Source organism: Lentzea sp. NPDC005914, from assembly GCF_040629405.1.
Taxonomy (GTDB): Bacteria; Actinomycetota; Actinomycetes; order Mycobacteriales; family Pseudonocardiaceae; genus Lentzea.
The window spans coordinates 18,449-40,957 of sequence record NZ_JBEXVQ010000037.1 but is presented as its reverse complement, the minus strand read 5'-3'; the positions used below and the strand labels follow the sequence as shown (position 1 = coordinate 40,957).

Annotated in this window: 23 protein-coding genes and 1 pseudogene; 8 read left to right on the top strand and 16 right to left on the bottom strand. The window is 69.5% G+C overall.

All coding sequences use genetic code 11. The annotated features are described in order from the left end of the window. Positions 1–286 precede the first annotated feature (286 nt). The 3 genes from ABZ345_RS37685 to ABZ345_RS37675 form a co-directional block, all read right to left on the bottom strand. Positions 287–1,216, bottom strand: coding sequence for a hypothetical protein (locus ABZ345_RS37685; RefSeq protein ID WP_359859541.1), 930 nt, complete (start codon positions 1,214–1,216; stop codon positions 287–289). Between the two features lie 23 nt (positions 1,217–1,239). Beyond that, positions 1,240–1,626 carry a peptidoglycan-binding domain-containing protein gene (locus ABZ345_RS37680; RefSeq protein WP_359859539.1) on the bottom strand — a complete coding sequence of 129 codons (387 nt, stop codon included), beginning with the start codon at positions 1,624–1,626 and terminating at the stop codon, positions 1,240–1,242. Positions 1,627–1,689: 63 nt separating this feature from the next. After that, a complete protein-coding gene (locus ABZ345_RS37675; RefSeq protein WP_359859537.1) occupies positions 1,690–2,022 on the bottom strand; it encodes a hypothetical protein in 333 nt (110 codons plus the stop codon). Positions 2,023–2,214: 192 nt separating this feature from the next. Here ABZ345_RS37675 and ABZ345_RS37670 point away from each other — a divergent pair, with 192 nt between their 5' ends. From ABZ345_RS37670 to ABZ345_RS37660, 3 genes and pseudogenes are all read left to right on the top strand, one after another. Then, positions 2,215–3,294, top strand: a complete 1,080-nt coding sequence (locus ABZ345_RS37670; RefSeq protein WP_359859535.1) for a histidine kinase — start codon at positions 2,215–2,217, stop codon at positions 3,292–3,294. After that, the gene (locus tag ABZ345_RS37665) at positions 3,291–3,959 is read left to right on the top strand and encodes a response regulator transcription factor (RefSeq protein WP_359859533.1); all 669 of its coding nucleotides are present in this window, start codon (positions 3,291–3,293) and stop codon (positions 3,957–3,959) included. Before ABZ345_RS37670 ends, ABZ345_RS37665 begins: the two co-directional genes overlap by 4 nt. A gap of 273 nt (positions 3,960–4,232) precedes the next feature. Next, positions 4,233–4,533: pseudogene (locus tag ABZ345_RS37660) on the top strand (DNA-binding response regulator); the annotation flags it as partial. Between the two features lie 106 nt (positions 4,534–4,639). Here the strand turns inward: ABZ345_RS37660 and ABZ345_RS37655 are convergent. The 9 genes from ABZ345_RS37655 to ABZ345_RS37615 are packed head-to-tail and all read right to left on the bottom strand — an operon-like array spanning position 4,640 to position 13,651. Further along, positions 4,640–5,824: a hypothetical protein gene (locus ABZ345_RS37655; RefSeq protein WP_359859531.1), complete on the bottom strand. Its 1,185-nt coding sequence runs from the start codon at positions 5,822–5,824 to the stop codon at positions 4,640–4,642. Then, a complete protein-coding gene (locus ABZ345_RS37650) occupies positions 5,821–7,188 on the bottom strand; it encodes an AMP-binding protein (RefSeq protein ID WP_359859529.1) in 1,368 nt (455 codons plus the stop codon). Before ABZ345_RS37650 ends, ABZ345_RS37655 begins: the two co-directional genes overlap by 4 nt. Next, the gene (locus tag ABZ345_RS37645) at positions 7,185–7,688 is read right to left on the bottom strand and encodes a 4'-phosphopantetheinyl transferase superfamily protein (protein ID WP_359859527.1); all 504 of its coding nucleotides are present in this window, start codon (positions 7,686–7,688) and stop codon (positions 7,185–7,187) included. Before ABZ345_RS37645 ends, ABZ345_RS37650 begins: the two co-directional genes overlap by 4 nt. Further along, positions 7,685–8,707, bottom strand: coding sequence for an acyl-CoA dehydrogenase family protein (locus ABZ345_RS37640; RefSeq protein WP_359859525.1), 1,023 nt, complete (start codon positions 8,705–8,707; stop codon positions 7,685–7,687). The genes ABZ345_RS37645 and ABZ345_RS37640 overlap by 4 nt, the downstream gene beginning before the upstream one ends. Continuing rightward, on the bottom strand, positions 8,700–9,857 hold the full coding sequence (locus ABZ345_RS37635) for an acyl-CoA dehydrogenase family protein (RefSeq protein ID WP_359859523.1): 1,158 nt from the start codon (positions 9,855–9,857) through the stop codon (positions 8,700–8,702). Before ABZ345_RS37635 ends, ABZ345_RS37640 begins: the two co-directional genes overlap by 8 nt. Further along, complete coding sequence (locus tag ABZ345_RS37630; RefSeq protein WP_359859521.1) at positions 9,854–11,101, bottom strand: type III PLP-dependent enzyme; 1,248 nt, start codon at positions 11,099–11,101, stop codon at positions 9,854–9,856. Before ABZ345_RS37630 ends, ABZ345_RS37635 begins: the two co-directional genes overlap by 4 nt. Further along, entirely contained in the window at positions 11,094–12,563 is a 1,470-nt protein-coding gene (locus ABZ345_RS37625; RefSeq protein ID WP_359859519.1) for an AMP-binding protein, read from the bottom strand. Before ABZ345_RS37625 ends, ABZ345_RS37630 begins: the two co-directional genes overlap by 8 nt. A 3-nt stretch (positions 12,564–12,566) precedes the next feature. Then, positions 12,567–12,824 (bottom strand): acyl carrier protein, encoded by a 258-nt coding sequence (locus tag ABZ345_RS37620; protein ID WP_359859517.1) that lies wholly within the window; start codon positions 12,822–12,824, stop codon positions 12,567–12,569. Beyond that, on the bottom strand, positions 12,794–13,651 hold the full coding sequence (locus tag ABZ345_RS37615; RefSeq protein ID WP_359859515.1) for an acyl carrier protein: 858 nt from the start codon (positions 13,649–13,651) through the stop codon (positions 12,794–12,796). Before ABZ345_RS37615 ends, ABZ345_RS37620 begins: the two co-directional genes overlap by 31 nt. 187 nt (positions 13,652–13,838) lie before the next feature. On the opposite strand from ABZ345_RS37615, the gene ABZ345_RS37610 reads away from it, so the two are divergent. From ABZ345_RS37610 to ABZ345_RS37600, 3 genes are all read left to right on the top strand, one after another. After that, positions 13,839–14,318: a flavin reductase family protein gene (locus tag ABZ345_RS37610; protein ID WP_359859513.1), complete on the top strand. Its 480-nt coding sequence runs from the start codon at positions 13,839–13,841 to the stop codon at positions 14,316–14,318. Positions 14,319–14,391: 73 nt separating this feature from the next. Then, positions 14,392–15,345 carry a LuxR C-terminal-related transcriptional regulator gene (locus tag ABZ345_RS37605; protein WP_359859511.1) on the top strand — a complete coding sequence of 318 codons (954 nt, stop codon included), beginning with the start codon at positions 14,392–14,394 and terminating at the stop codon, positions 15,343–15,345. Next, a complete protein-coding gene (locus ABZ345_RS37600; protein ID WP_359859509.1) occupies positions 15,342–16,691 on the top strand; it encodes an MFS transporter in 1,350 nt (449 codons plus the stop codon). The genes ABZ345_RS37605 and ABZ345_RS37600 overlap by 4 nt, the downstream gene beginning before the upstream one ends. On the opposite strand, the gene ABZ345_RS37595 is transcribed toward ABZ345_RS37600, so the two are convergent. From ABZ345_RS37595 to ABZ345_RS37585, 3 genes are read right to left on the bottom strand one after another with little or no spacing between them, the layout of a single operon-like run. Continuing rightward, positions 16,654–18,030 carry a serine hydrolase domain-containing protein gene (locus ABZ345_RS37595; protein WP_359859507.1) on the bottom strand — a complete coding sequence of 459 codons (1,377 nt, stop codon included), beginning with the start codon at positions 18,028–18,030 and terminating at the stop codon, positions 16,654–16,656. The genes ABZ345_RS37600 and ABZ345_RS37595 overlap by 38 nt on opposite strands. Continuing rightward, the gene (locus tag ABZ345_RS37590; RefSeq protein ID WP_359859505.1) at positions 18,027–19,325 is read right to left on the bottom strand and encodes a DegT/DnrJ/EryC1/StrS family aminotransferase; all 1,299 of its coding nucleotides are present in this window, start codon (positions 19,323–19,325) and stop codon (positions 18,027–18,029) included. The genes ABZ345_RS37595 and ABZ345_RS37590 overlap by 4 nt, the downstream gene beginning before the upstream one ends. Next, entirely contained in the window at positions 19,319–20,329 is a 1,011-nt protein-coding gene (locus ABZ345_RS37585; RefSeq protein ID WP_359859503.1) for an NAD-dependent epimerase/dehydratase family protein, read from the bottom strand. The genes ABZ345_RS37590 and ABZ345_RS37585 overlap by 7 nt, the downstream gene beginning before the upstream one ends. A 180-nt stretch (positions 20,330–20,509) precedes the next feature. Here ABZ345_RS37585 and ABZ345_RS37580 point away from each other — a divergent pair, with 180 nt between their 5' ends. Both ABZ345_RS37580 and ABZ345_RS37575 read left to right on the top strand, forming a co-directional pair. Further along, a complete protein-coding gene (locus ABZ345_RS37580) occupies positions 20,510–20,770 on the top strand; it encodes a phosphopantetheine-binding protein (RefSeq protein WP_359859501.1) in 261 nt (86 codons plus the stop codon). 47 nt (positions 20,771–20,817) lie between these two features. Continuing rightward, on the top strand, positions 20,818–21,996 hold the full coding sequence (locus tag ABZ345_RS37575; RefSeq protein ID WP_359859499.1) for an MFS transporter: 1,179 nt from the start codon (positions 20,818–20,820) through the stop codon (positions 21,994–21,996). A 72-nt stretch (positions 21,997–22,068) separates the two neighbouring features. Here ABZ345_RS37575 and ABZ345_RS37570 read toward each other — a convergent pair whose 3' ends face one another. Further along, on the bottom strand, positions 22,069–22,491 hold the full coding sequence (locus ABZ345_RS37570; protein WP_359859497.1) for a spore-associated protein A: 423 nt from the start codon (positions 22,489–22,491) through the stop codon (positions 22,069–22,071). Positions 22,492–22,509 lie beyond the last annotated feature (18 nt).

Here is a 22,509-nt window from a genome sequence, read left to right as displayed (position 1 = left end):
GTGGTGTCAGGCAGTCAGCCTCTGCCGAAATGAACTCGCGAGTAGTGGCGGCGCTGTTCTACGGGGCCTGAGACGGTGCGCCTCAGTCTCATTCGCGCGATGTCTCGGTGATCGGTCGCGAGGCCAGGCCCCCGGTGGCTGAAGGGCGATGGCTGCAGGTGAGCGGCCGTTGCAGAGTCCTAGCACCCCACAGGCCGCCGATGGCGGTCTGTCAACCGGCACGCGAGGCGAACACGGATGCGAGGCGGAGTGGGCTCCACCTCGCATCCCGGCGACGAGCATGTGCTCACGGCTTGGTCAGGCGGACCAGGAACCCGTCGTGATCGGTGTAGGTCAGTCCGTACTTCGTGGTGCTGACGAAGGCGATGTCGTTGGAGAACACCACGTGCTGCACGTCGCCGTCCCCCTTGCGGACGTGGCCGGACGGCACGCAGTTCTGGACGTTCTCCGGATCGGAGGTGTCGTACTGCAGGTTGAAGTCGCCACCGACGACCGTCTTCCCGCTCACCCCCTCGACGGACCGGATGTGCGGAACCGCGTCGAACAACAGCGCCCGGCACTGGGCGAGCGCGACCGGCTCGCTTTTCGCCGACAGGTGCGTCGCACATCCCAGGTGGTCGCCGATGGCGTACGCGCACGCGAACGTGCGTTGCTCGTTGCTGCTGTCCTGCGTCGTGTACCTGCCGCCCCACCCGTTCACACCCCGGTAGCCGGCGGCGGGCACGCGGCCGAGCACCGCGCTGCCGTAGTCCTGCTGGTTGCTGCACTTGATCGGTTGGCCGCTGTCCCGTGCGATCGCCGGCATGAACACGTAGTACACCCAGTCTTCCGGCCACGCCTCGGCCAGCGACGGCATCAGGTACTCGGGCAGGTCGTCGGCGCAGATCTCGTTGAGCGTCACGAGGTTCGGACGTAGCGCGTAGATCAGATCGCCACCCTCGATGATCGAGAGGCCGTGCGAGTAGCAGCCGACCCCAGGCAATCCGCTGTTGCACAGGTTCAGTTGGAGCTCCCAGAACCTCTCGCTGGTCGTCGCGGGTGGCGGGCCGGTGCGTGTTGCACCGCCCCGCACGGCGGCCGTGCGCGCGGCCGCGACCTCTCCCATCGGAGGCGCCGTCACCGGCGCCGTGTCCACGTACGCGACCGGAGCGCTCACAGCGGCTGTACCCGACGTGGGGGTATCGACGCTCGCCAGCACCGTTAGTCCCACTGTCATCAACATCAGTGTCGGTTTCATGATCAGTCCGTGCACTCGTCGGTGGTCGTGTCGAGGTGCAGGTGCCGCCAGGTCTCCGGCCCCACGACACCGTCCCGCTGGATCTTGCAGTCCCGCTGGTGCGCCTCCACCGCGGACTCGGTGATCGGGCCGAAATGCCCGTCCACGGCCACCGCGGTGTATCCCCAGAGCCGCAGGAGGCACTGCAGGTGCTTGACGGCGCCCCCGTCACTGCCGTTCTGCAGCACCGGGTGGATGCCGGAGTAAGGGCACGGTGCGGCGGCTGACACCTCCGTCGTCGGTGTCGCCGCGGCTTGCGTGACTGTTGCGGCGGACATGGGCGTCATGACCATTCCCAGCGTCGCCGCGATCGCGAGCGCCGAGCGGATCAATGCATTGTTTCGAGGCATTGTTTCTCTCTCTCACACAAGGGACTCACCTTTGCCAGAGCACGCTGACCGCGTGTTGGGCCATCAACCGCAGATGACCGTCCGGCTGTACTGGATCAAGGGGAAGCGCCTGTCGCCGTCGACTCGCCGCGAGTCCCCGGACGCCAGCCAGAAGCAGTTGCTGTCGGGGGCGTTGTCGAAGATGACCTTCAAGTAGTACCCGGCTCCCTGCGGGCAGTTGTTGGTGAGGATCACGGAGTACCACTGGATGACCTGCCGGTTGATGCAGGACGGGGCGGTCGGTGCGGCGGAGGCCGGCGCGATGCCGGCCGCCACACCGCCAAGGGCCAGCAGGGAGGTGATGACGACAGCCCCGAGGCTGCGGCGCGTTGCGGTGGAGAATTGTGAAAGCTTCATGATTTTCTCCTATTCGGCTGAGGAACGGTGTTTGCCGGACGGCCTTTTGCCGCGGCAGCGCTAATCGTGCTGGCTGGTGATCGGCCGGTCATGGCCCCAGGAGTGGAAATGGCGTTCTCCACCCGTGGGTGGAGGGGCGACTGCTACGTCTGGTGGTCGCTGGATCCTTTGACGCACAGGTAAACTGGCAAGATGGATCGCCGGGCCCGCCTGTGGCGCAGCGTGCGGGAAGGCCTGCTCCTCGCCTACCTGATCTGGGGATTGACTCAATCACTGGTGGCTTCGAGCAGTAAGTTGGGATCTTTGGCGCTCGCGAGCGCGTTCCTGATCGCGTTCGGATGCTTCTTCCTGTTGCTGCAGGGTGTTGCAGGACCGTCATTCCTGCTCGGTTGTGCGCTGATCGCCGGTTTGACAACGGAATCAGGCAATGCCGCCCTCGGGACCTCGATCCTGTTCCTGATCGTGCTGGTCGCGCCATTCCGGGTGCCGTGGAAACGTGCGGCGCTGGTGATGGGGCCGATGATCGTCTACTCGGTGGCGGTCCCCGGCCTGGAACCGCTCCTGGCGATCTTCCTGGCGTGGCTGTTCCTCATGTCCGCATTGGTGCGTCGGCGGGTGACCCTGGCACACGACAAGGTGGCCGAGAAGGAACGATCCGATCAGGCGGTGATCGACGAGCGGCGGCGTTTGGCTCGCGAGATCCACGATGTGCTGGCGAATTCCTTGTCAGGGCAGATCGCGCACCTGGAGGCGACGCGCCTGCTGCTGGAGCAACAGGGCGACACGGAGTTGGTGCTGGATCGCGTGGCGATGGCCGGTGATCTGGCACGGCGTGGTCTGGAAGAAGCACGGCAGGCAGTCGAGGCGCTACGCGGCACGCAGGAACCGCTGACCGTGCAATTGGGGAAGCTGGCCACAGAGTTCCACGAGGCAACGGGAAAGCGGTGTTACCTGGCACTTCCGGACACCGGTGAAGAGCCCTCCCTCGCACCGGAGGTCGCGCTGACCCTGGTGCGCACCGCGCAGGAAGCGCTGAGCAACGTGCGCAAGCACGCACCGGATGCCGCGGTGTCCATGACGTTCACCCGCAACGAGGGCTGGGTCGAGTTGGAGGTCCGCAACACCGGCTCGTTCGAGTGCCGTGGTGATGGGAGAACGGGGCAGGGATACGGACTGGTGGGCATGCGTGAGCGCGCCGAACTGCTAGGGGGTGAACTGGTGGCCGCTCCGGACGCAACCGGGTTCCGCGTACGACTGCGAGTGCCGGCGTGAGCGAGGTTTCGGCCAGTGCGCTCGTGGTCGACGATCAGACGATCGTGCGTGAAGGCTTGGCGCTCATCCTCGACCTGTTGCCAGGCATCAGCGTCGCGGGCACGGCAGCCGACGGCGAGCAGGCGCTGGACCTGGTGGCTGAGATGAGCCCGGATCTGGTGCTCATGGATCTGCGGATGCCGAGGATGAGCGGTGTCGAGGCCACGCGGCGCATCCTGACGAGCAGGCCGAGCACCAAGATCCTCGTGCTGACAACCTATTGCGATGACGAATCGGTGACCGAGGCTCTACGCGCGGGGGCGCACGGCTATCTCACGAAGGACGTTGGCGCGGACCAGATCGCGCAGGCGATCGCTGATGTCTTGAAGGGGGATTCGCACTTCGACGCGATCGTCCAGCAACGGCTGGTGGCGATGGCAGTCGCAGGCGAAACCCGGCGCCGCACAGCAAACGGGCTGACGCCAAGAGAGATCGATGTGCTCCGGTTGATCGCGAAGGGGCGGTGCAACAACGAGATCGCGCAGCTGCTCTGCGTCACAGAAGCAACGGTGAAGACGCACATCAACAACCTGTTCGCGAAGATCGGCGCTCGCACTCGTGCCCAAGCGGTCACCTACGCCTTCCAGCACGGCCTGACCACTGCACTGCCTCCGCATGCGGGCTGAAGGCTGCTGATCACACATCGCGTCGCCGAGCAGGGCTTCGACGCGGCTGCTTGTGCGGGTACGGCTAGTTTGCCCTACGGGGGTGCAAAGGTCGGCCTGGATGCATGGGACCGTTACCGCGGCAGGGATGTCGGTGTTGAGCGCGTGCAGTGCTGCTCCGAAGATCGTTCACGGAGGTTCGCCCGTTCGCGAGGCTTGTCGCGCATTGCTGGGCGCGTACGCGGTTGAAGTGGCCAGCGACACGAGGACGACATCGGGACTGTCATGCCGATCGTCGAGGCGACCCGCCTGCTCGCGGGACCCGATGTCGAGGATCCGCTGGCCGTGGTCGTCATCACCACCTCCGACACCGACGACCACGTCAGCGGCGCCCTGAAAGCGGGCGCCAGGGGCTTCCTGCTCAAGGACGCAGGACCCGACCTTGTTGGTCCAGGCCGTCCACGCGACCGCCGAAGGCGACGCCCTCATCGCCCCCAGCGTCACCGCCCGCCTGCTCGCCCGCTTCGCCGACTCCGCGTCCTCCTCGAAGCGAGCTCAACCACTCGTCGCACGGACCGAGCGGGAGGAAGAGGTCGCACTGACCCGTTGCCCGCCATCTGGGCATACGAAACCAAGCGAGTACGGCCGTGATCAGGTGTTCCAACACACCATCCAGGCGCATCTGGCCGAGGTGGCGCAGCTCATTGATCCCTCGACGACAGCCCTGCCACTGATTCCTCGAGCGCACGCACGGCCTCTACCGCGCCGCCGTGCCTGCGCAACGCGTCACCAAGTCGTGCCGCGCGGTGGGCGGCACCGCCGTTCAGCAGTTCATCGGCCGCATCGGCGAGGTCGGTCGCGGTCGGGGTGCCCAGGATCGTGCGGCCGACGCCGTGCCCTTCGAGCACGCCCATGTTGAACAACGGCTCGGAGTCCCTGGTTCCGGGCGTGCCGATGACCGGCACGCCGGCCAGCAGGCAGGCCGCGACGGCGTTCTGGGATCCGCGTGCCACCACGATGTCGCTGTCCCGCAGGGCGCGGGTAAGACCTGGTTCGTGGGCGACGGTGATGTTCTCGTGCTGGAACGGGGTGTCCAGACCATCCACTGAGGACTCCCGTGCGGCGACGAGGACGCTGTGCCGCGGTGCCGGGAACGCCTTGGCCAGCACCGGCAGCAGCTCACGCACCTTGACCGCGCCGGCTCCCACGTAGACCAGTACGCGCACCTCGCTCTGGGGCAGTTCGGGTGCGGGTGTCAGTTCCAGCGGTGCGAACAACAGCGGGCCCACGTAGCGGGTGCGCGGCACCGAGGCCAGCATCGGCTCGAGAAGCTCGGTGGTGGGGGCGAGATTGACCACCGACGTGCAGTGCAGAAGCTCCTCGAGACTGCCTGGTTCCGGGACACCGTGGTCGCGGCACGCGGACGCGATGGTGGCGTCGACGTCGCGGAACGCGGGGTCTGGTGGGTCTCCGACCAGCACCGCCAGTTCGGTGGTGGCCAGCGTGGCGGCGAACGGCACACCGGCGATGTGCGCGGAGATCGGCACGGTGGGCTGCCATTCGGTGACGACGACGTCAGGGCGGAACCGGTCGATGGTGTCCAGTTCGGCGGCGATCGCGGTCTCGAGGTAGCCCGGTTCGGCCAGACCGCGGAGGTGGATCGCCTCGGCGAAGCTCGTCGACTGCGGGTCGCGGACGCCCGGCGGGCGCGTCGGCACGGGAGCGTCGAACCTGGGGCCGTGGGAATGCCGTTCGACGAGCGGGTAGGGCTGGGCGTGGAAAGCGACGGTGTGGCCGCGCAGCACGGCCTGCTCGGACAGTGCGAGACAGCGGGTGATGGCGCCGAGTCCGATCGCGCCCGCCAGTGGTTCGAACAGAATCCTCACGAGATCACCGCCTGTACGCGTGCGCGATCGACTTTGCCGTTGGGGTTCAAGGGAAGTTCGCTCATCCAGTCGTAGCCGTCCGGCACCATGTAGCGCGGCAGACGCTGGCCCAGCATCTCGGTGAACGTCGCGGGTGCGGTCCGCGTACCGGTGTAGGCGACGCGCAGGTCGTCATCGTCGAGGTACGCGACGGCGTCCTGCACGGCGGGGTGGTCGCGCAGCGCGGCCTCGATCTCGCCGAGCTCCACGCGGTAACCGTGGATCTTCACCTGGTGGTCGAGCCTGCCGAGGTGGACGAGGCCGCACCCCGGTTCGGCCCTGACGCGGTCGCCCGTGCGGTACCAGTGTTGCGGCGTCACCCGGTCGTCGGGCACGAACCGGCCCTCGTTGTCCGCGTCGTCGAGGTAACCGCGGAAGCGCTGGGAGCCGCGCACGCACAGCTCTCCGTCCAGCACCTGATGTTCCAGGTGCGGATAGACATCGCCGATGGGCACGGTCTGGTTGGGCGTGCTCGGCCAGTCGTCCTCGTTCGCGGGCAGCCGGTAGCCGGTGCAGGTGATCGTGAGCTCGGTCGGGCCGTAGAGGTTCTCGATCACACTGCCGGGTGCGGCCTGATGCCACGCGCGCGCCTGCTGCACGGTGAGTTGTTCCCCGGCGAAAAGGCTGAGTCGCAGGTCTGGCATGGAGCCGGGAGGCAACTTGCGCATCCGCCGGGCCAGCGACACCACTGACGGAACCGAGAACCAGTGCGTGATCCGCCGGCCTGTCACGAAGCCCACCGGATCGGCGAGCTCCTCACGCGACGGCACCACCAGCGTCGCACCGGAGGTCCACGCCATGAACATGTCGAACACCGACGGGTCGAAGGTCAGGTCGAACGTCTGGGAGAAGCGGCAGCCCGGTCCCGGGTCGTACCGCGCGAGGTTGTGGTCCAGGTACGCCTTCAGGTTCGCGTGCGTGATCGGCACGCCCTTCGGGGTGCCGGTGGTGCCGGAGGTGAACAGGACGTACGCCGTCTCGGGCTCCGCCGGCGCGCCACCCGGACCGGGCACGACGTCGGCCCCGGCACCGATGATCAGGTCGACACCCGCGAGCCGGCAGATCTTCTCGTTGCGCGCCCGCGGAAACGCCGGGTTGAGCGGTACGACCGCCGCACCGGCCCGCAGTGCGGCGAGGTAGCCGACGTAGGTCGGCACGTCGCGCCGCGCGAGCAACCCGACCCGGTTGGCTCCCCGGAGCCTGCCCGCGAGGTTCTCCACCGCGGTCCGCAGTTCCGCGTAGGTCAGCGTGCTGCCACCGGCCTCCAGGGCGACCGCGGCCGGGTGTCGCCGAGCCGCGGCGTCGAACATCTCGAACGCTGTCATGTCTCCTCACCTTCCATCGGGCCGAACGCGCACGACACCGTGAACTCCCGGCCAGGTCTGCTGATCCACCTCAGCCCGCGCCAACTGCCGTGCAGTGCGCGACCGACCGGCACGGTCCACGGGCTGCCGCGCAGTCCTAGTCCGGCCGCCTTCACACAGGCCTCCTGCACCGTCCAGATCCGGGTGAGCTCCCGCGCCCGCCGGTCCGGGGGCATCGTCACCAGCTCCGGCGCGCCACACCGCCGCGCCATACCGGGGTCGAACTCGACGGTCTCCTCGACGTCGACACCGACCACGCGGCCGGGTCCGACGGCCACGGCCACGAGCGTGTCCGAGTACGACAGGGAAACGCCGATCCGCGGCCACTGCGGCAGATACGGCCGCCCGCTCCGTTCCGAGGCGATCACGCAGTCGGCGCCGACCAGGTCGCGCAGCAACGCGCGTGCGGCGGCACGTCGATCCGTTGTAGCCGTGCGAGCGACCGCCACGCGCACGGTCATGGCAGCGGCTCCAGCAACTCGCGGGCGTGGTCGGCGATCGAGGCCAGCATGGTGTCCGTCGTTCCTCCGGCCACGCCCCACATCGACGAGGCGGCACGCAGTTCGTGCAGTCCACCCTCGTCGAACGCGTCGGCGCCGCCGAACGAGGCGCACGCTCCCAGCACCTCGTCCACCGCCTCGGCGGCCGCCGCCTTGACGACCAGCGCGTGCGCCGCCGAAGAGTCGTTGCGCCACAACGCGTCCAGCCTCCGCTGCACAAGCACGCAGCGAGCGAACCGGTGCCGCACAACCTCGCTCTCCCACAACGGCACGGCGCCCCTGCGCGATGTCAGCAGGTCGCGCTGGACGTCGTTGAGAACCCTCCGCAGCAACGCGGCCGCCCAGGCGCCACCCGCGACCCGTTCGCCGACCATGCCTCGGACGAAGCACCTCATGCCTTGGCCAGGTCGTCCCACCAGATGGCCGCGGTCCACCCGGACCCGGTCGAACTCGACGTGCCCGACGCCCGATCCGTCGAACAGCCGGGTGCCGGCCGGGCGCGCACGCACACCGGGCGCGTCCGCCGGAACCAGCACCGTCGTGAAGTCCGTGAAGTGATGTCCTTCCCGGTGCCTGCCGAGCACGAGGAAGTGATCGGCGCCGACCGCGTTGACGATCCACCGCTTGCCGCCGGTGACCTCGACCGCGTCGCCGTCGAACGAGATCGACGTGGTCAGCGAGGACAGGTCGGAGCCCGGAGCGCCCTCGTCGGTGGCGGCCAGTCCGATCACCACCTCGCCGCGCAGCGCCGCCTCGGCGGCCTTGCGCACCGCGTCCGCCTTCTCCGGCACGACCGCGGGCAGCACCGACGAGACCTGGACGCAGACGCTCAACGTCACGCCGAGCGGACACCGGCCGTCCACCTGCGCGAGCAGAGCACGGGTGCGGCCGAGGTCCGGCCGTCCGTTGGTGTCGAACAGGTCTCGCAACGCGCCCTGCTGCCCGAGGTCGCGCCACACCTCACGGGTCAGGTCAGGCAAAGCGCACCTCCGGATCCATCAGGACCAGAGCGCCGTCGGCCGCGCGGAGCCGGTCGTTGGCGTAGTTGAGCGACGCGGACCGCAGATCCCGCAGCGCACGTTCCAGCGCGAGCGGCGAGTTCCGCAGGTAGCCGTGTCGCAGTCCCATCAGCTCGACCAGGTCGTCCACCGCGGCCACGCACTGTTCGGACGCCGTCAGCTTGACCGCGTTCAGCAACAGCTGCACCGAGTTCGACCGCGGATCGGCACCACCTTCGAGTGCACGAACACCGTGCTGGATCAGCGCGTGCACACCGTCGAGCCGCTCGCGCACACGGGAAAGCCGGTGCAGCAACAGATCGGAACTCAGATCACGTCGCTTGCGGTCGGCGCGCAACTCCCGCACGACGCGGGACAGCGCCCCGGAAGCCGTACCCAGCCAGCACGCCGCCCATCCCAGGTGCGCGTAGGGCGCGAACACCGACACCGCCATGTCCGGGAACTTCCCGTGCTCGCCCACCACCTGCGATCCAGGCACCTCACCGGTGATCCGCATGGGGATGCTGTGCGTGGCCCGCATGCCGAGCGGGTCCCAGTCCCCGGCCGCGGTGAGGTCGAGCTGGTCGCGCTCGGCGTAGACCAGCGAGACCTGCCCCGGGGTGGTCGCGTCGGGGCTCTGCATGGTGATCAGGAATCCGTCGGCGTGCGCCCCGCCGGTGACGACCGGAGCGAACCTCTCGATTCGGAGCACGCCGTCGGCGGACCCCAGAGCCGACTCCGATGACATCAGGTGGCCGCCCTTGCCCGCCTCGGTGGTCACCGACGCCAGGTAGACCTCGCCGCGCGCGATCCGCGCCAGCAACCCGTCCGCGAAGCCGTCCCGTGTGTGACGAACCAGTGTGGCCACCTGCTGGCAATGCATCGCGAACACCATTCCGGCCGACATGCACTCGCGGGCCAGGGCTTCGCTGACGCGCACGGTTTCCGCGAACCCGCCACCCAGCCCGTCCGGTGCGGGCACCACCAGGCCGAGCAACCCGCTGTCGCGCATGGCCTGCAAGGCCTCGGTGGGGAACCGCGCCTCGCGATCGGTGTCGGCGCAGTGCTCGGCTATCACCGCACGCACCTCGGCCACGCGCTGGTCGAGCGTCCTGGTCAGCTGCGCGGTCATCGGTGATCACCTGCCGTCATCGGCACGCCGAGATGTTCGCGGGTGACGCTCAGCCTGCTGCTCTCCAACATCCGTCCGCCGTCGGTGATCACCTCAGCCGGCATCGGATGGCTCAGGAACAGCGCCAGGCTCGCCGAAAGCCCGTATGCGCCGACGTTCGGCACCACGGCCACGTCACCCGGCTGGAAGTCGGGCAATGCGGCGGCACGGGTCCAGCTGTCGAGCGGAGTGCACAGCGGCCCGACGGCTGCCGCGTCCTCGTGTGCGGCGTCGTCGACCGAGTCGCCCGCGACCAGGTCCGGCGCGATCGCCGGCACCCGCCGCAGGCCGGACATGCCACCGAGGTGGTTGATGCCCGACTCGAACACCACGACCCGTTTGCCCTGCGACCACTTCACCTCGAGCGCCCTGGTCACGAGCCGGCCGCAGGTGGCGGTCAGGTAGCGGCCGGACTCGAAGGCGATCCGCGGAGTGCCCCGCCTCCACCGCGGGAAGTGCTCGTCGAGCAACGCCTCCACGCGCGAGGCCATGGCCGGGAACCGCGGCAACTCCCCGACGTGCGCATAGGGTGCGCCGAAACCGCCGCCGAGGTCGAGCACGCGCAACGGGAAGCCGAGCCGTTCCTGCGCCCGCACGGCGGCCCGGATCGCGATCTCGAACTGCTCGACGAGGTTGTCCTCGTGACCGACGTTCGTGGCGAGGTAGAGGTGCAGTCCGGTCAGTTCGATGTGGTCGCGCCCGATGAACTCCTCGGGACTGCCGTCGATCCAGTCGGCGTCGGCGCCGAACGGCGACGGCACACCGGTCATCGGGAGACCGACGCCCGGAACCGGACTTTTCGCGTTGACCCGCAACAACACCCGCAACCGCGCGCCGTGCTCACGGGCGATCACGTCGAGCTGGTCCAGCGCGCGCGGCGAGTCCGCCGAGAACTCCCGGATTCCGCTCGCGACAGCGAATCGCACGTCCTCGTCGCGCTTGGCCGGTGCCGTGTAGAGGATCTCCGCGGCCGGGAAGCCGGCGGACAGCGCGGACCGCAGTTCGCCCACGGAGCTGACCTCACAGCGGCATCCCTGCTGCCGCAGGCACGTCAGCACCGCGGGGTGCGGGTTCGCCTTGACGGAGTAGTACAGCGTGCTCGGCTCGGGCAGGAACGACCTGAGCAGGGCGTGCGACTCCCGCACGGCGGACAGGTCGTAAACGTAGGCCGGCGTGTCGAGTTCGGCCAGGTCGAGCTCAGGCATCGACACCCTCCTTCAGCGCGGCGCTCAGCGCCTTCTTGTCGGTTTTCCCGTTGGCGTTGACCGGAAGCCGCTCCACGAGCACGCACTTGGCCGGCACCTTGAACTTCTCCACCTCGTGTGCGAGCAGCCGCAGGACTTGACCGGCGTCGGCGACCGTTCCGGTCACGAACAGCACCGCGTGCTCCCGATCCGGCGACGGTGGGAGCACCGCCGCCGCGTCCACACCGCCGATCCGGCGCGCGGCGGCCTCGACCTCGATCGCGCTCACCCGGAAGCCCTGCTGCTTGTAGATGTCGTCGCGCCTGCCGAGGAAGTGCAGGTAGCCGTCGGCGTCGACCCAGCCGTGATCACCACTGCGCAGTGCGGGGAAGAGCCCCTCCGAGCGCGGGAACCGCTGGGCGTTGAGCTCCGGCCGCCGCCAGTATCCGGCCATGACGTGCGGGCCGCGCACGACCAGTTCACCCACCTCGCCGTCCGGCAGTCGCTCGCCCTCCTCGTCGACGGCGAAGACCTCGGTACCGGGCAACGGTGTGCCGACCGCGTCGGGACGCCGCAAGTCCTCGTCCGGAGCCATGATCGACACTCGCTTGCACTCGGTGAGGCCGAACATCAGCTGCACGCGCAGGTCCGGCAGCAGGTCGCGCAGCCCTGCCAGCACCTCGCGCGACATCGCGGCACCGGTGTTGGTCATCAGCCGCAACGGCGGGGTGTCGAGCGGATCACGGCGCAGCAGCCGCAACAACGCCGCGGCGACCGGTGGCACCGCGGGCAGCACGGTCGCCCCGGCCCGGCGGAGGTTCGGCAGCAGGCCGGGACCGGCTTCCGCCGCGGCACCGAGCACCACGCTCGCGCCGCTCAACGCGCCGAGGAACAACTGGTAGAGCCCGTAGTCGAAGGACAGGGGAAGCGGGCAGTACACGACGTCGTCCGCGCGGTAGTTCAGCCTGGACTGGATCGCCTTCGCGGCGAACACGACCTGCGCGTGCGTCGACACCACGGCTTTCGGCATCGCCGTCGTGCCCGACGTGTAGATCAGCAGCGCCGGGTCGATCTCCAGCGGCGCGGTGAGCTCAACGTCCACATCGGACTCTTCGACGAGCTCTTCCAGCGGCACCACCGGCACGTCCGTTCCGAGAGTCGCCGGAGACACGAGCAGCCCGGGTTCGCAGTCACCAAGGATGTGGTCCAGGGTGCGTGCACCGGTCTCCTCGTGCACCACCGAAACCGGTGTGCCCGCACGGGATGCGCCGAACACGAGTGCGGCCAGCCGCGGATCGTTCGGTGTCACGGCGACCACCCGATCGCCTCTGCGCAGGCCTCGGCGGATCAGCGCGGCCGCGACAGCGAAGCTGCGCGACCGCAATTGCCCGTAGGTGTAGGAGACGCCGTTCCCGCTCACGGCGGGCGCGTCCGGATCACGTGCGGCGGCCTGGTCGAGCAGGTCGTGCAGAACTGTGGTCATCGTTCACGCCACCTTCGTCTTGGCGCGCAGGAAAAGCGCGCACAGCGTGTCGAGCCGGTGCAGGTTGTCCGGGGTGAGTTCGTCGGCGTCGACCTCGACGCCGAGCGCGTCCTCGACCCGTTCGAGGATCGTGACGATCCGGAACGAGCTGAAAGTGGGCAGCGCGGCCAGGTCCAGGTCCGGCGTGAGCGTCGCGGGGTCGACGGACAGCACCGCGGTGACCGTGTCCCTCACGAGTGCTTCGATTCGATGAGCGTCCACGCTTCCTCCTCCTTGGTCGCACTTGTGTCGGCGTGCAGCAACGCCGCGAGCCGGTCGTGGAGTCCGCTCGGCTGGGCGCGACCGCGTTCGACGCGGCGCAGCGCGATGTAGACCTCTTCGGCGAACCGCCGCCAACGCGCGGCGTGCTCGGCGAACCGCTCCGCCGCGGGTAGTTCGTGATGTGCCAGCCATCGGGCGTGCAACGACCGCGACCGCGTCAGCAGCCAGGTCTCCAGGGTGAGCCTCGTGACGGCGAGTCGCTGGTCCTCGTGTTCTCGGTAGGCGTTCACGTACTCGTCGGCGTCGCCGGTCTCCTGGCGGGCGTCCGGCGCCGCGGGAGTGCGAGGCCGGGTCCGGAAAGCGTTGAACCGCACGTTCTCCAGCGCCGGCAGCGGCCACTCGCCCGGCCGGGCGGGTCCCCACGGGGTGTCGTTGTGGTAGGCGTCCACCACCCGCGCGCCGTCGGGTCCGGTCACCACGAGGAAGCTGTGCTCCATGTGCTGCCTGCGGTGGTACGGCGTCCACGGCAGGTCGTGAGCGTCGGCGAGCACGAACACAGGCGACGTCGAATCGACGAGATCGCCGGTCGGCTCCAGCGTGATGCCCAGCAACGATCGTGCGTCCGCGAACCGGGTCCGCGTCGTCGGCTCCACCGTGGGCAGGCCGGTTTCTTCGTCGTGTCTCGGTTCGAACCGCAGCCGCTCACCGAGCGCGAGATGGCTGTCCCGGCCGTGGTGCAGGTCGGCGAGCACCGCCAGGTTGACCAGGACGCAGTCCAGCTCGGTCACCGCGACACCGGCGACGGCGTCCCGCACAGATCGCTCCATCTCGGCCGGTCTCCTTTCAGGCCAACACTTCTTCCGCTGGTTTCGACGGAACCGCATTCAGCCGGTCGCGCTCAACGTGCCGACACGTTGCTGCCAGCGGCACGGCTGGCAGGAACCGGCGGGTGAATGGCACGCCCGTGATCGCGCGCCGCACCGTGGAGACGGACCAGCAGGATCGGAGGGGACGATGGACGCGACCCGACAGGACATTGATTCCACGCGGCTGCGCGATGTGCTGGGGCACTTCGCAACCGGCGTCGCCGTGGTGACCTCCGCCGGGAAGGCGGGGCACGTCGGCATGACGGTCAACTCGTTCACGAGCGTCTCGCTGTCGCCGCCGCTGGTGCTCGTGTGCGCCAAGCACGGATCGGCGACCGGCGAGGACATCGAGCGCACCGGGACGTTCGCCGTCAACGTGCTGCGCCGGGAGCAGGAAGCGCTTTCCAGGCAGTTCTGCGGGCCGTCCGACCGGCGGTTCGACGGCCTGCCGGTGCGCTGCGGCGTGTCCGGGGCACCGATCCTGAGCTCCGCGCTCGCCTACCTCGACTGCGGCCTGGAGCAGACGATCGACGTCGGCGACCACCGGGTGCTCGTCGGGCGCGTGCTGGACGCCGGTGCCTCGGCGGGCGAGGAGCCTCTGGTTTTCTTCCGCGGCGAATACAGGTGACGGTTTGTCACCGACAGCCCTCGGGTAGCCGTCCCTGGTAAGGGGGAACGGGTGCAAGGCTGGGGGAGTTCTTGTGTTCGACACTATCGGCCTGAGTGAGAACGATTTGGCCGTCTACCGATACGTCGCTCGTCATCTGCGCTGCACGACCGCCGAGGTCGCGGACGCTCTCGGGGTGCCACTCGCCAACGTGATCCGGTCGCGCGAGCTGTTGTGCGCCAAGGGACTGCTCGTCGTGGGCGAGGACGACACCATGCTGGCCAACCCGGCCGGACCGGAGATCGTCCTGGAGCAGCTGCGGGCCGGCATCGACGCCGAGTACAGCGAGAAGCGCAAGAAGGCCGCGACCCTGCACGGCCAGCTCACCCAGGTCGTCGGCGAGGGCCTGCTCGGCGGCTCCGACGGCGCAGTCCCGCCGGTCGAGGTTCTGGTCAGCAGACCCGCGATCCACAACCGGATGCTCGCACTGGCCGGACACACGCGGCGTGAGTTGCTGCGGATGTACGCCGGTCCCGCGCAGGGCGAGCCGGTCGCGGACATCGGGGGCGAGTTCAGGACCGTCCGGCCCGAGGTCGACGTCCGGGTCATCTTCCCCTCGTCCACCCTCCTCGGCGCGGGCGCACCGCCGACCGGGACCAGGGCCGGCCTGGCACTGCGGGTGGTCAGCAGTCCGCCCGCCGGACTGCACGTCTTCGATCGCAGGGTGGCGGTGGTCGAAAGCACCGCCGGGGACACGTCGTTCGTCGTGCACGGCAACGATCTGGTGCGGGTGCTGCACGCGTTCTTCGAGACCTGGTGGGCGCTGGGCAGGGCCGCTCGGTCCACATCGGACGGTGCAGGGCCGAACGAGGAGGAACTCGTGCTGCTGCAGTTCCTGAGCGAGGGCGCCAAGGACGAGCACGTGGCACGCAGACTCGGGCTGTCGGTGCGCACGGTGCGGCGCAAGATCTCGTACCTGCTGGAGCAGCTCGACGCGTCCAGCCGCTTCCAGGCCGGGGTGCTGGCCGCCCGGCGCGGGTGGATATGAACCGCGCGACATCGGTGCGGCACGCGTGGCCGCTGCTGGCACTCGTGTGCGTCGCACAGTTCACCGTCGTCGCGAACATAACGCTCGTCACGATCGTTCTTCCTGCTGTACAGCAAGAACTTCACGTGTCGCCCACGGACCTGGGCTGGGTGGTGTCCGCCTACACGCTGGTGTTCGCGGGCAGCCTGCTCGTCGCGGGCCGGTTGGCCGACCTGCGCGGGCACCGCCTGGTGTTCGTCGGTGGTCTCGCCGTCTTCGCGGCCGGCTCGCTCGGGTGCGGTGCCGCGGGCCGGATGTGGGAACTGCTGGTGGCGCGTGCCCTGCAGGGACTCGGCGCCGCGGCGGTCGCGGCGTCGGCGCTCGCGGTGCTGATCGCCGCGTTCCCGTCAGGATCGGCCAGGGGCAGGGCGCTGGGCTGGTGGTCAGCCGCGCAGGCCGGTGGTGGCGCGGCCGGCTGGCTGCTCGGCGGGCTGGGCGGTCAGACCGTCGGCTGGCGGTGGGTGTTCCTGGCCAACGTGCCGGTGGCGGTGATCGCCGCTGTCGTGGCGGCACGGGTGGTGCGCTCGCACGGCGCGAAGCGGACCGGGCGGGTGGATCTGCTCGGCGGGGCGCTCGCCACCGCGAGCCTGTTCCTGCTGGTGCTCGGACTGACCAGGATCGGGGAGGCCGGCCAGCGCGGGTCCGGGCTGATCGTCACGGTGCTGGGCGCCGTGGTGCTGCTCGTCTTCGTGCTGGTGGAGAAGCGGGTGGCCGATCCGGTCCTGCCGTTCGCGGCGGTCCGCGGGCGGAGCGTGGTCACCGGCATCGTGGTCGCGGGGGTGATCACAGCCCTCACCACGCCGGTGCTGACCTTGTGCGCGTTGTTCCTGCAGGGCGAGGCCGGGCTGGGGCCCGCCACGAGCGGGCTGTTGTTCGTGCCGTTCAACGTCGCTGTCGTGGCCGGCGCGCTGATCGCGCCACGAGCCCGGCTCAGCGGTGCCGCGCTCATGGCGGTGGGCCTGGCGTGCATCGCCGCGGGTGCGCTGACCCTGATCACGGTGCGGCCGGACGCGTGGCTGCCGGTGGTCGCGGGATTCGCGTTGATGGGCGCGGGCACCGGGCTGGCCTCCGTCGGGTCGACGTCAGAGGGCACGGCCGCCACGAGCGAGGAGCACGGCGGCGCGGCGGGCGGCCTGCTGAACACCTCCAGCGAGATCGGTGTCGCGGTCGGGCTCGCCGTCCTGCTCACCGCGGCGGCCGAGGCCGGCCAGCGCACGGCGTTCGTCGCCGCCGCGGTGCTGGCCGGCGCCACGGCCGTGGTGGTGCTGGTCATTCGACCCGCCGGTAGGGCTGACCGTTCACGGTGATCGTGTGCACCGGACCGTTCTCCGGAGCCCCGACCGACACGTGGTCGTCGATCACGTACGGCGTGCGCGGCCACGGCAGCTCCGCCAGATCCCGATCCGTCCTGGGCCCGACGAACACCCCGCGCCCCGTCGCCGAGAGCGGCAGCTCGACGCCCTCCAGCAGCAACGTGAGACCGTCGCGGCCAGGCCGCACCTCGACCACCGATGGGCTGAGGACCTTGGCGTACCTGCCGGTCAACCGCTCCGCCACCGGGCCTGGCACGGATGTCGCGGGAGGCGGCACCGGCCCCGGCGGCAGGCCGAGCACCTCGTCGAACACGCGGTCCACGATCCGGTCGCGCGAGGCGAAGAACCGGGGATGCTCGTTGTACTCGTGGTTGTAGACGACCGCCACGCCGACGCGGTCGGTCCAGGCGATCTTCGCGCAGTACCCGCGCAGCACGCCCTCGTGGCCGATCCTGGTGACGCCCTTGTAGTCCGGTTCCACCATGCACGCCAGCCCGGAGCTCAGCCCGCGGGCCAGCCCGACGTCCGCGTGCGGACGCCGCATCTCCGCGGTCATCCGAGGGCTCAGCAGATCGCCCATGAGACCCTGCAGCAAGGTCCCGAGATCCTCCGCCGTCGAGAACAGCTGTCCGGAGGGGTAGAACGCGGTGTTGTCGCCGCCGTCGTGCCGCACGCGGAGCCGGCCATCCGTGATGATGTGCCGCTGCGCCAGTGGAAAGGTCATCGCGACCGTCGGATCAGCGGTCGTGCGCTCCACTCCCAGCGGAGTCAGCGCGAGCTCGTCGAGCAGCTGGGGGAACGGGGTACCGGTGGCGCGCTGGGCCACGTGTCCGGCGAGGTTCACCGCGAGGTTGCTGTAGAAGTACAGCTCGCCCGGTTCACCCACGGCGGGGAAACGCGGCAGGTCCTCGCGCACGAACGCGTCCAGTCCGTCCTCGCCCCTGCGTTCCACGCGCCACGGCCGTTCGATCGACCCTTCCGGCAGCCCGGACGTGTGACTGAGCAGCATGCGCAACGTGATCCGCTCCGCCGTTCCCCTGGTGCGCAGCCGAAGCTCCGGCACGTGGTCGAGCACCGTCGTGTCGAGATCGAGCACGCCCTGCTCGACCAGCCGCAGCACGGCGACTCCGGTGAACACCTTGGTGACGGACGCGATCCGGAACAACGTGCGGCCGGTGACCGGTGCCCCGTCGTCCACCGCCGTGACGCCGAATCCCGCTGTCCACATCGGACGGTCCGGGGTGACGACGGCGAGTGCGAGTCCGGGCACCATCCGTTCGGTCATCTCCTGGCGGACGTACCGGCTCAGGGCATCGGTGTCCAGTTCGGTCATGTCTCCTCCGCGAAACGTGCGGCCAGCTCACACAGGTCCGTCCGGTGCTCGACCAGGACCTTGTGGAACGCCTCGGCGAACCGGTCGACGAGGCCGGTGTTGCCCGGCCCGAACGCGCTGGTGCTGGAGCCGAGCACGAGCCTGCGACGGCAGACGTCCTGCGCGACCGGGAAGTGCTCGGGGTGATAGCTGATCCCCGGCCTGCCCGGTCCGCACGACCACGGGCACCCGCGCCCGTAGCCGCGCTGTTCCTGGAAGAGGGTCTGGCCGGGCACCGGGACCTGCTGCCATTCGTCGACCGGGACGCCCTCGGCGCGCAACGCCGTTTTGAGCGCGCGGCGCAACGCCACCACGTCGACGTCCAGGCCCATCGACTCAGGCTCCACCATGATCGGGAAGAAGAAGTACACGTGCGTGCGGTCGTCCGGAACGAACGGCGGACGCACGCCGGGCAGGTCCAGCAACGCTTTCGTGAGGCGGGCGCCGTTCGCCTCACGGGCCGCCGTCATCTCCGGCAGCCTGGCCAGCTGGGAGCGTGCGAACGCGGCGCCGAGGGAGTGCATGCGGTAGTTCCAGCCCATGATCCGCGCGTTGTACTCGCGGGTCATGCCGCGGATCTCGTCGCCGAACATCAGCACGCGCAAGGCGTTCTCGTGCCATTTCGGATTGTCGGTGGTGAACAGGCCACCTTCCGACAGAGCGGACAGCGTCTTCGATCCGTTGAGGCTGCACCCCGCCATGTCGGCGAGGCCGCCGACCGGTGTTCCGCGATAGGTCGCGCCATGAGCCTGCGCGCCGTCCTCGATGAGCACCAGGTCGTGCTCGCGCGCGACCGCCCGCAACGCCGCGTAGTCGGCCGGCAGGCCGTGCAGGTCGACGGCGACGATCGCTCGCGTGCGATCGGTGATGTGCCGGGAGATCTGGGCGACGTCGATGCAGTACGTCGTGGGATCGGTGTCCACGAACACCGGCACGGCGTTCGCCTGCAGCACGCAGGTGGCCGAAGCGAGGAACGTGTCGGCGGGAACGAGCACCTCGTCGCCGGGCCCGATGTCCGCGGCCGCGATCGCCATGTGCAGGGCGCCGGTGCCGGAGTTGGCCGCCACCGCGAACTTCATCCCGGTGTGCCGCTGCCACGCCTCCTCGAGCTCCTGCACGTCCGGCAGCGGCCAGCGCCACGGGGTGGACCGGTCGAGCGCGCGCATCACCGCGTCGCGGTCGTCGTCGGTCACCTCCGGCCAGCCGCTGATCTCGCCGTCCGCCACGACCGGCGTGCCTCCGTTGATCGCTAGCACGGCACCTCCTCTGCCCGCTGACCGCTGCGAAAAATGGTGTCCACCTGGGGAAGTTCCGGGTTGGGACCGAGGTGTGCGGCGAGTGCCCGCACGCCTTCGGGCAGCTCCACCGCGGGCCGGTAACCGAGCGCGCGCAACCGGCCGGTGTCGGCCACCATCCGGTAGCTGTCCTCACCGATCTGGTCCTGCACGTCGACGACCGGTGCGCGCCCGGACTCGCGGCCGATGACGTCGATCAACGTCCGCAGCGAGTACTCACGACCGGAGCCGAGGTTGTACACCTCGCCCGCCTCGCCGCGGGCCGCCGCTACCAGCAGGCCCCGCACCAGGTCGCGCACGTGCACGAAGTCCCTGGTCTTGCGGTCGAGATCACCGGTCACGCGGATCGGGAGTCCGTTGAGGTGCCAGCGCAGGTACTGCGACACCTCACCACCCGCCCGGCGCGGGTCCTCGCCGGGTCCGTACACGGTGAAGGCCCGGCCGATCACCGCGGACAGGCCGTGCGTCTCGGTCAGTGCGCGGATGACCAGCTCACCGGAGAGTTTGGACGCCCCGTAGGGCAGGAACGGCGCGAGCGCGTGGGTTTCGGGCACCGGGCAACTGCGCGGCTGTCCGTAGACCATCGCGGTCGACAGGTACACGAGCCTGGTTCGCTGGCCGGCCAGCGCTTCGGCGACGTTGAACGTCGTGAGCGCGTTCGACTCGAAATCGAACCGCGGCCGGTCGACCGACACCGTGCCACTCGCATTCCCGGCGAGGTGGAACACCAGGTCCACGTCCCGCAACGCCTCTCGCGCGGCTTTCCCGTCCCTCAGGTCGGCGCATCTCACCTCGGTCCCGTTCATCGGCTCCCGCCGAGCGGCGAGGTCGAGGACGACCACGTCCTTGCCCATGCCGGTCAACACTTCGGTGAGATGACCGCCGACGAAGCCGAGCCCACCGGTCACAGCGACCCGCCGGTACCCGGCCAAGTGGTCTTGGACTGACTGCCCGTTGCCGCTCATCCAGCTCCCCCTTCAGGTTTCTCGTCCACGACATCCACCGTCGGGCTCCCGGGGCGCTGCGGCAACGCGCGGCCCACTTCGTGCCAGAAACGGCACTGGCAGGTAGCTGCCGCCTGGTTGTCGCGTGCACGTGATGGCGACTTCTCTTGCAGTAGAACGGAAAACCGAGAAGGGATGACCATGCCGACACTGCGGTTCAACTCGATCCTGTTGCGCCACCTCAGGTTTGCCGAGGACGGGCAACAGCTGGCTCCGGACGCGTCACTGCGTGAGCTCGGCCTGGACTCCATGCAGTCCGTGGAGCTGCTCTTCGACCTCGAGGACGCTTACGGAGTCATGCTGACCGACGAGGCGCTCACCGCGGAGGCGTTCGCGACCCCGCGGTCGCTGTTCGAGGCGGTGCGTGCGGCCGGAGCCGAACCGGACGCCCTGGCTTCGTGACCTCTCCGGGTTGCGCGGACCTCGCTCCATCGCCAAGGTGGTAGACGGTGGAACGATCAACCTCGGGAACAACGCTCGGCACAGCACTTCCGCGTTATCTCGCGGCAGCTGTGCTGGTCAGACTCGCCGACGAGGGCGCACGGGTCGCGCTGGTGCTGCTGGCACTGGAAAAGGTCTCCAGCCCCGCGCTGGGCGGTCAGCTCGTCGCGGCCCTGATGGTGCCGCACGTCGTGGCGGCGCCGCTGGTGGGCGCGCTGGCGGACCGGGTACGGCGCCGGCGGCTGTTCCACGCGATCGCGCTCGTCCTGTACGGCGTCGCGCTCGCGGGGTGCGCGCTGCTGGTCGGCCGGACGCCGGCCGCGGTGCCGTTGCTGGTCGCGGTGCTCGGAGGGTGCGTCGCACCGCTCGTCACCGGCGGCCTGACCTCGCTGCTGGGCGACCTGGTCGACGCACGCCGACTGCAACGCGCGTTCGCGCTCGACTCGACCAGCTACAACCTCGCGGGCATTTGCGGGCCCGCGCTCGTCGCCGCGCTCGCGGTGGTGTCAGGTGCTGTCATCGCCACGTTGTCGCTGGCCGTGGCGGCAGTGGCCGCAGGTGTGCTGCTCGCGGGGCTGCCGCTGGCCGACCGGCAGGACACGCCGACCGGACGACCAGATCTCACCGGTGGTGTCAGGGTGTTGTGGCGCAGCAGGCCGTTGCGCGCGGTCACGCTCGCCAGCAGCGTGGGCCAGATCGGCATCGGCGCGCTGCCTCTCGCCGCGACCGCGCTGGCGGTGCACAACCAGGGCGACGCCGCCGTGGGTGGCGTACTCGTGTCGGCCTTCGCGGTCGGCGCACTGGCCGGATCACTCTCGTACGCCAAGAAGCCCTTGGGCGCCTCGCGTCCGACGCTGGTCATCCTCATCGGACTCTTCGCCACCGCCGTCCCGTTCGCCGTGGTGTCGTTGGTGTCGAACACCATGTCGGCGGCCGTGTTGTTCGCAGCCGCCGGCTTCTTCACCGGGCCGACGTTCAGCGCGCTCCTCGCCATCCGCGACCGGGAGGCACCAGCCGAAGTACGCGTCCAGGTCTTCACACTCGGCGCCGGCCTGAAGAGCGCGGCCGCCGCAGTCGGCGCCGTGGTGGCAGGCGCTCTGTCGAACAGTGCGCCCCTCGTCCTCGGCGTCGCGATCTGTCACGCGCTGGCCGCGCTGTGCGGAGCCGTGGTGCTGCGGCGTCGTTAGCAGGACTCGCTCGGGGCGTCCTGATCACGGAAGGGGCCCGCACAGCGCATGTGCGGGCCCCTTCCTGGCCTGTCAGCCGCAGTGCGAGGGACCGGAGTACCAGACAGTCCACACACCACTGATCGTCACTCCACCGCCCCAGTCGATGCACCTGCCCGCGGCGGACACCGTCACCGGACCGGCATAGGTGGTGAAGCGGTCGTCGTCGTTCTTGTAGTCGCGGAAGCTCCCGTCCGACTCCTGCCGGGCGATGGCGGCCAGCACACGAGTGGCGGTGCCGGGGTTCGTCCGCCACGTGACCACGCAGTTGGTGCTGCCGTTGTACAGCAGGTGGATGGTGGCGACGTTGCCCAGCTTGTGGCTGTCGATCTCGTGGTAGCTGCCACCGCCGCAGGCCGCGATAGGTGACGACGCCGCTTCCGCAGTGCCGCCCGTCAAAGCCGCCGCGGCGAGCACGACCGCGGTGATCGTCAACGCGTTCCTGAGTTTGTTCACAGAACTCGCTTTCTCATC

What these genes read in the sequence shown, in the direction of transcription:
- ABZ345_RS37685 (WP_359859541.1), bottom strand. Translation starts at nt 1,216, where the DNA reads ATGACAGTGGGACTAACGGTGCTGGCGAGCGTCGATACCCCCACGTCG.
- ABZ345_RS37680 (WP_359859539.1), bottom strand. Translation starts at nt 1,626, where the DNA reads ATGCCTCGAAACAATGCATTGATCCGCTCGGCGCTCGCGATCGCGGCG.
- ABZ345_RS37675 (WP_359859537.1), bottom strand. Translation starts at nt 2,022, where the DNA reads ATGAAGCTTTCACAATTCTCCACCGCAACGCGCCGCAGCCTCGGGGCT.
- ABZ345_RS37670 (WP_359859535.1), top strand. Translation starts at nt 2,215, where the DNA reads ATGGATCGCCGGGCCCGCCTGTGGCGCAGCGTGCGGGAAGGCCTGCTC.
- ABZ345_RS37650 (WP_359859529.1), bottom strand. Translation starts at nt 7,188, where the DNA reads ATGACAGCGTTCGAGATGTTCGACGCCGCGGCTCGGCGACACCCGGCC.
- ABZ345_RS37645 (WP_359859527.1), bottom strand. Translation starts at nt 7,688, where the DNA reads ATGACCGTGCGCGTGGCGGTCGCTCGCACGGCTACAACGGATCGACGT.
- ABZ345_RS37635 (WP_359859523.1), bottom strand. Translation starts at nt 9,857, where the DNA reads ATGACCGCGCAGCTGACCAGGACGCTCGACCAGCGCGTGGCCGAGGTG.
- ABZ345_RS37630 (WP_359859521.1), bottom strand. Translation starts at nt 11,101, where the DNA reads ATGCCTGAGCTCGACCTGGCCGAACTCGACACGCCGGCCTACGTTTAC.
- ABZ345_RS37625 (WP_359859519.1), bottom strand. Translation starts at nt 12,563, where the DNA reads ATGACCACAGTTCTGCACGACCTGCTCGACCAGGCCGCCGCACGTGAT.
- ABZ345_RS37615 (WP_359859515.1), bottom strand. Translation starts at nt 13,651, where the DNA reads ATGGAGCGATCTGTGCGGGACGCCGTCGCCGGTGTCGCGGTGACCGAG.
- ABZ345_RS37610 (WP_359859513.1), top strand. Translation starts at nt 13,839, where the DNA reads ATGGACGCGACCCGACAGGACATTGATTCCACGCGGCTGCGCGATGTG.
- ABZ345_RS37600 (WP_359859509.1), top strand. Translation starts at nt 15,342, where the DNA reads ATGAACCGCGCGACATCGGTGCGGCACGCGTGGCCGCTGCTGGCACTC.
- ABZ345_RS37595 (WP_359859507.1), bottom strand. Translation starts at nt 18,030, where the DNA reads ATGACCGAACTGGACACCGATGCCCTGAGCCGGTACGTCCGCCAGGAG.
- ABZ345_RS37585 (WP_359859503.1), bottom strand. Translation starts at nt 20,329, where the DNA reads ATGAGCGGCAACGGGCAGTCAGTCCAAGACCACTTGGCCGGGTACCGG.
- ABZ345_RS37580 (WP_359859501.1), top strand. Translation starts at nt 20,510, where the DNA reads ATGCCGACACTGCGGTTCAACTCGATCCTGTTGCGCCACCTCAGGTTT.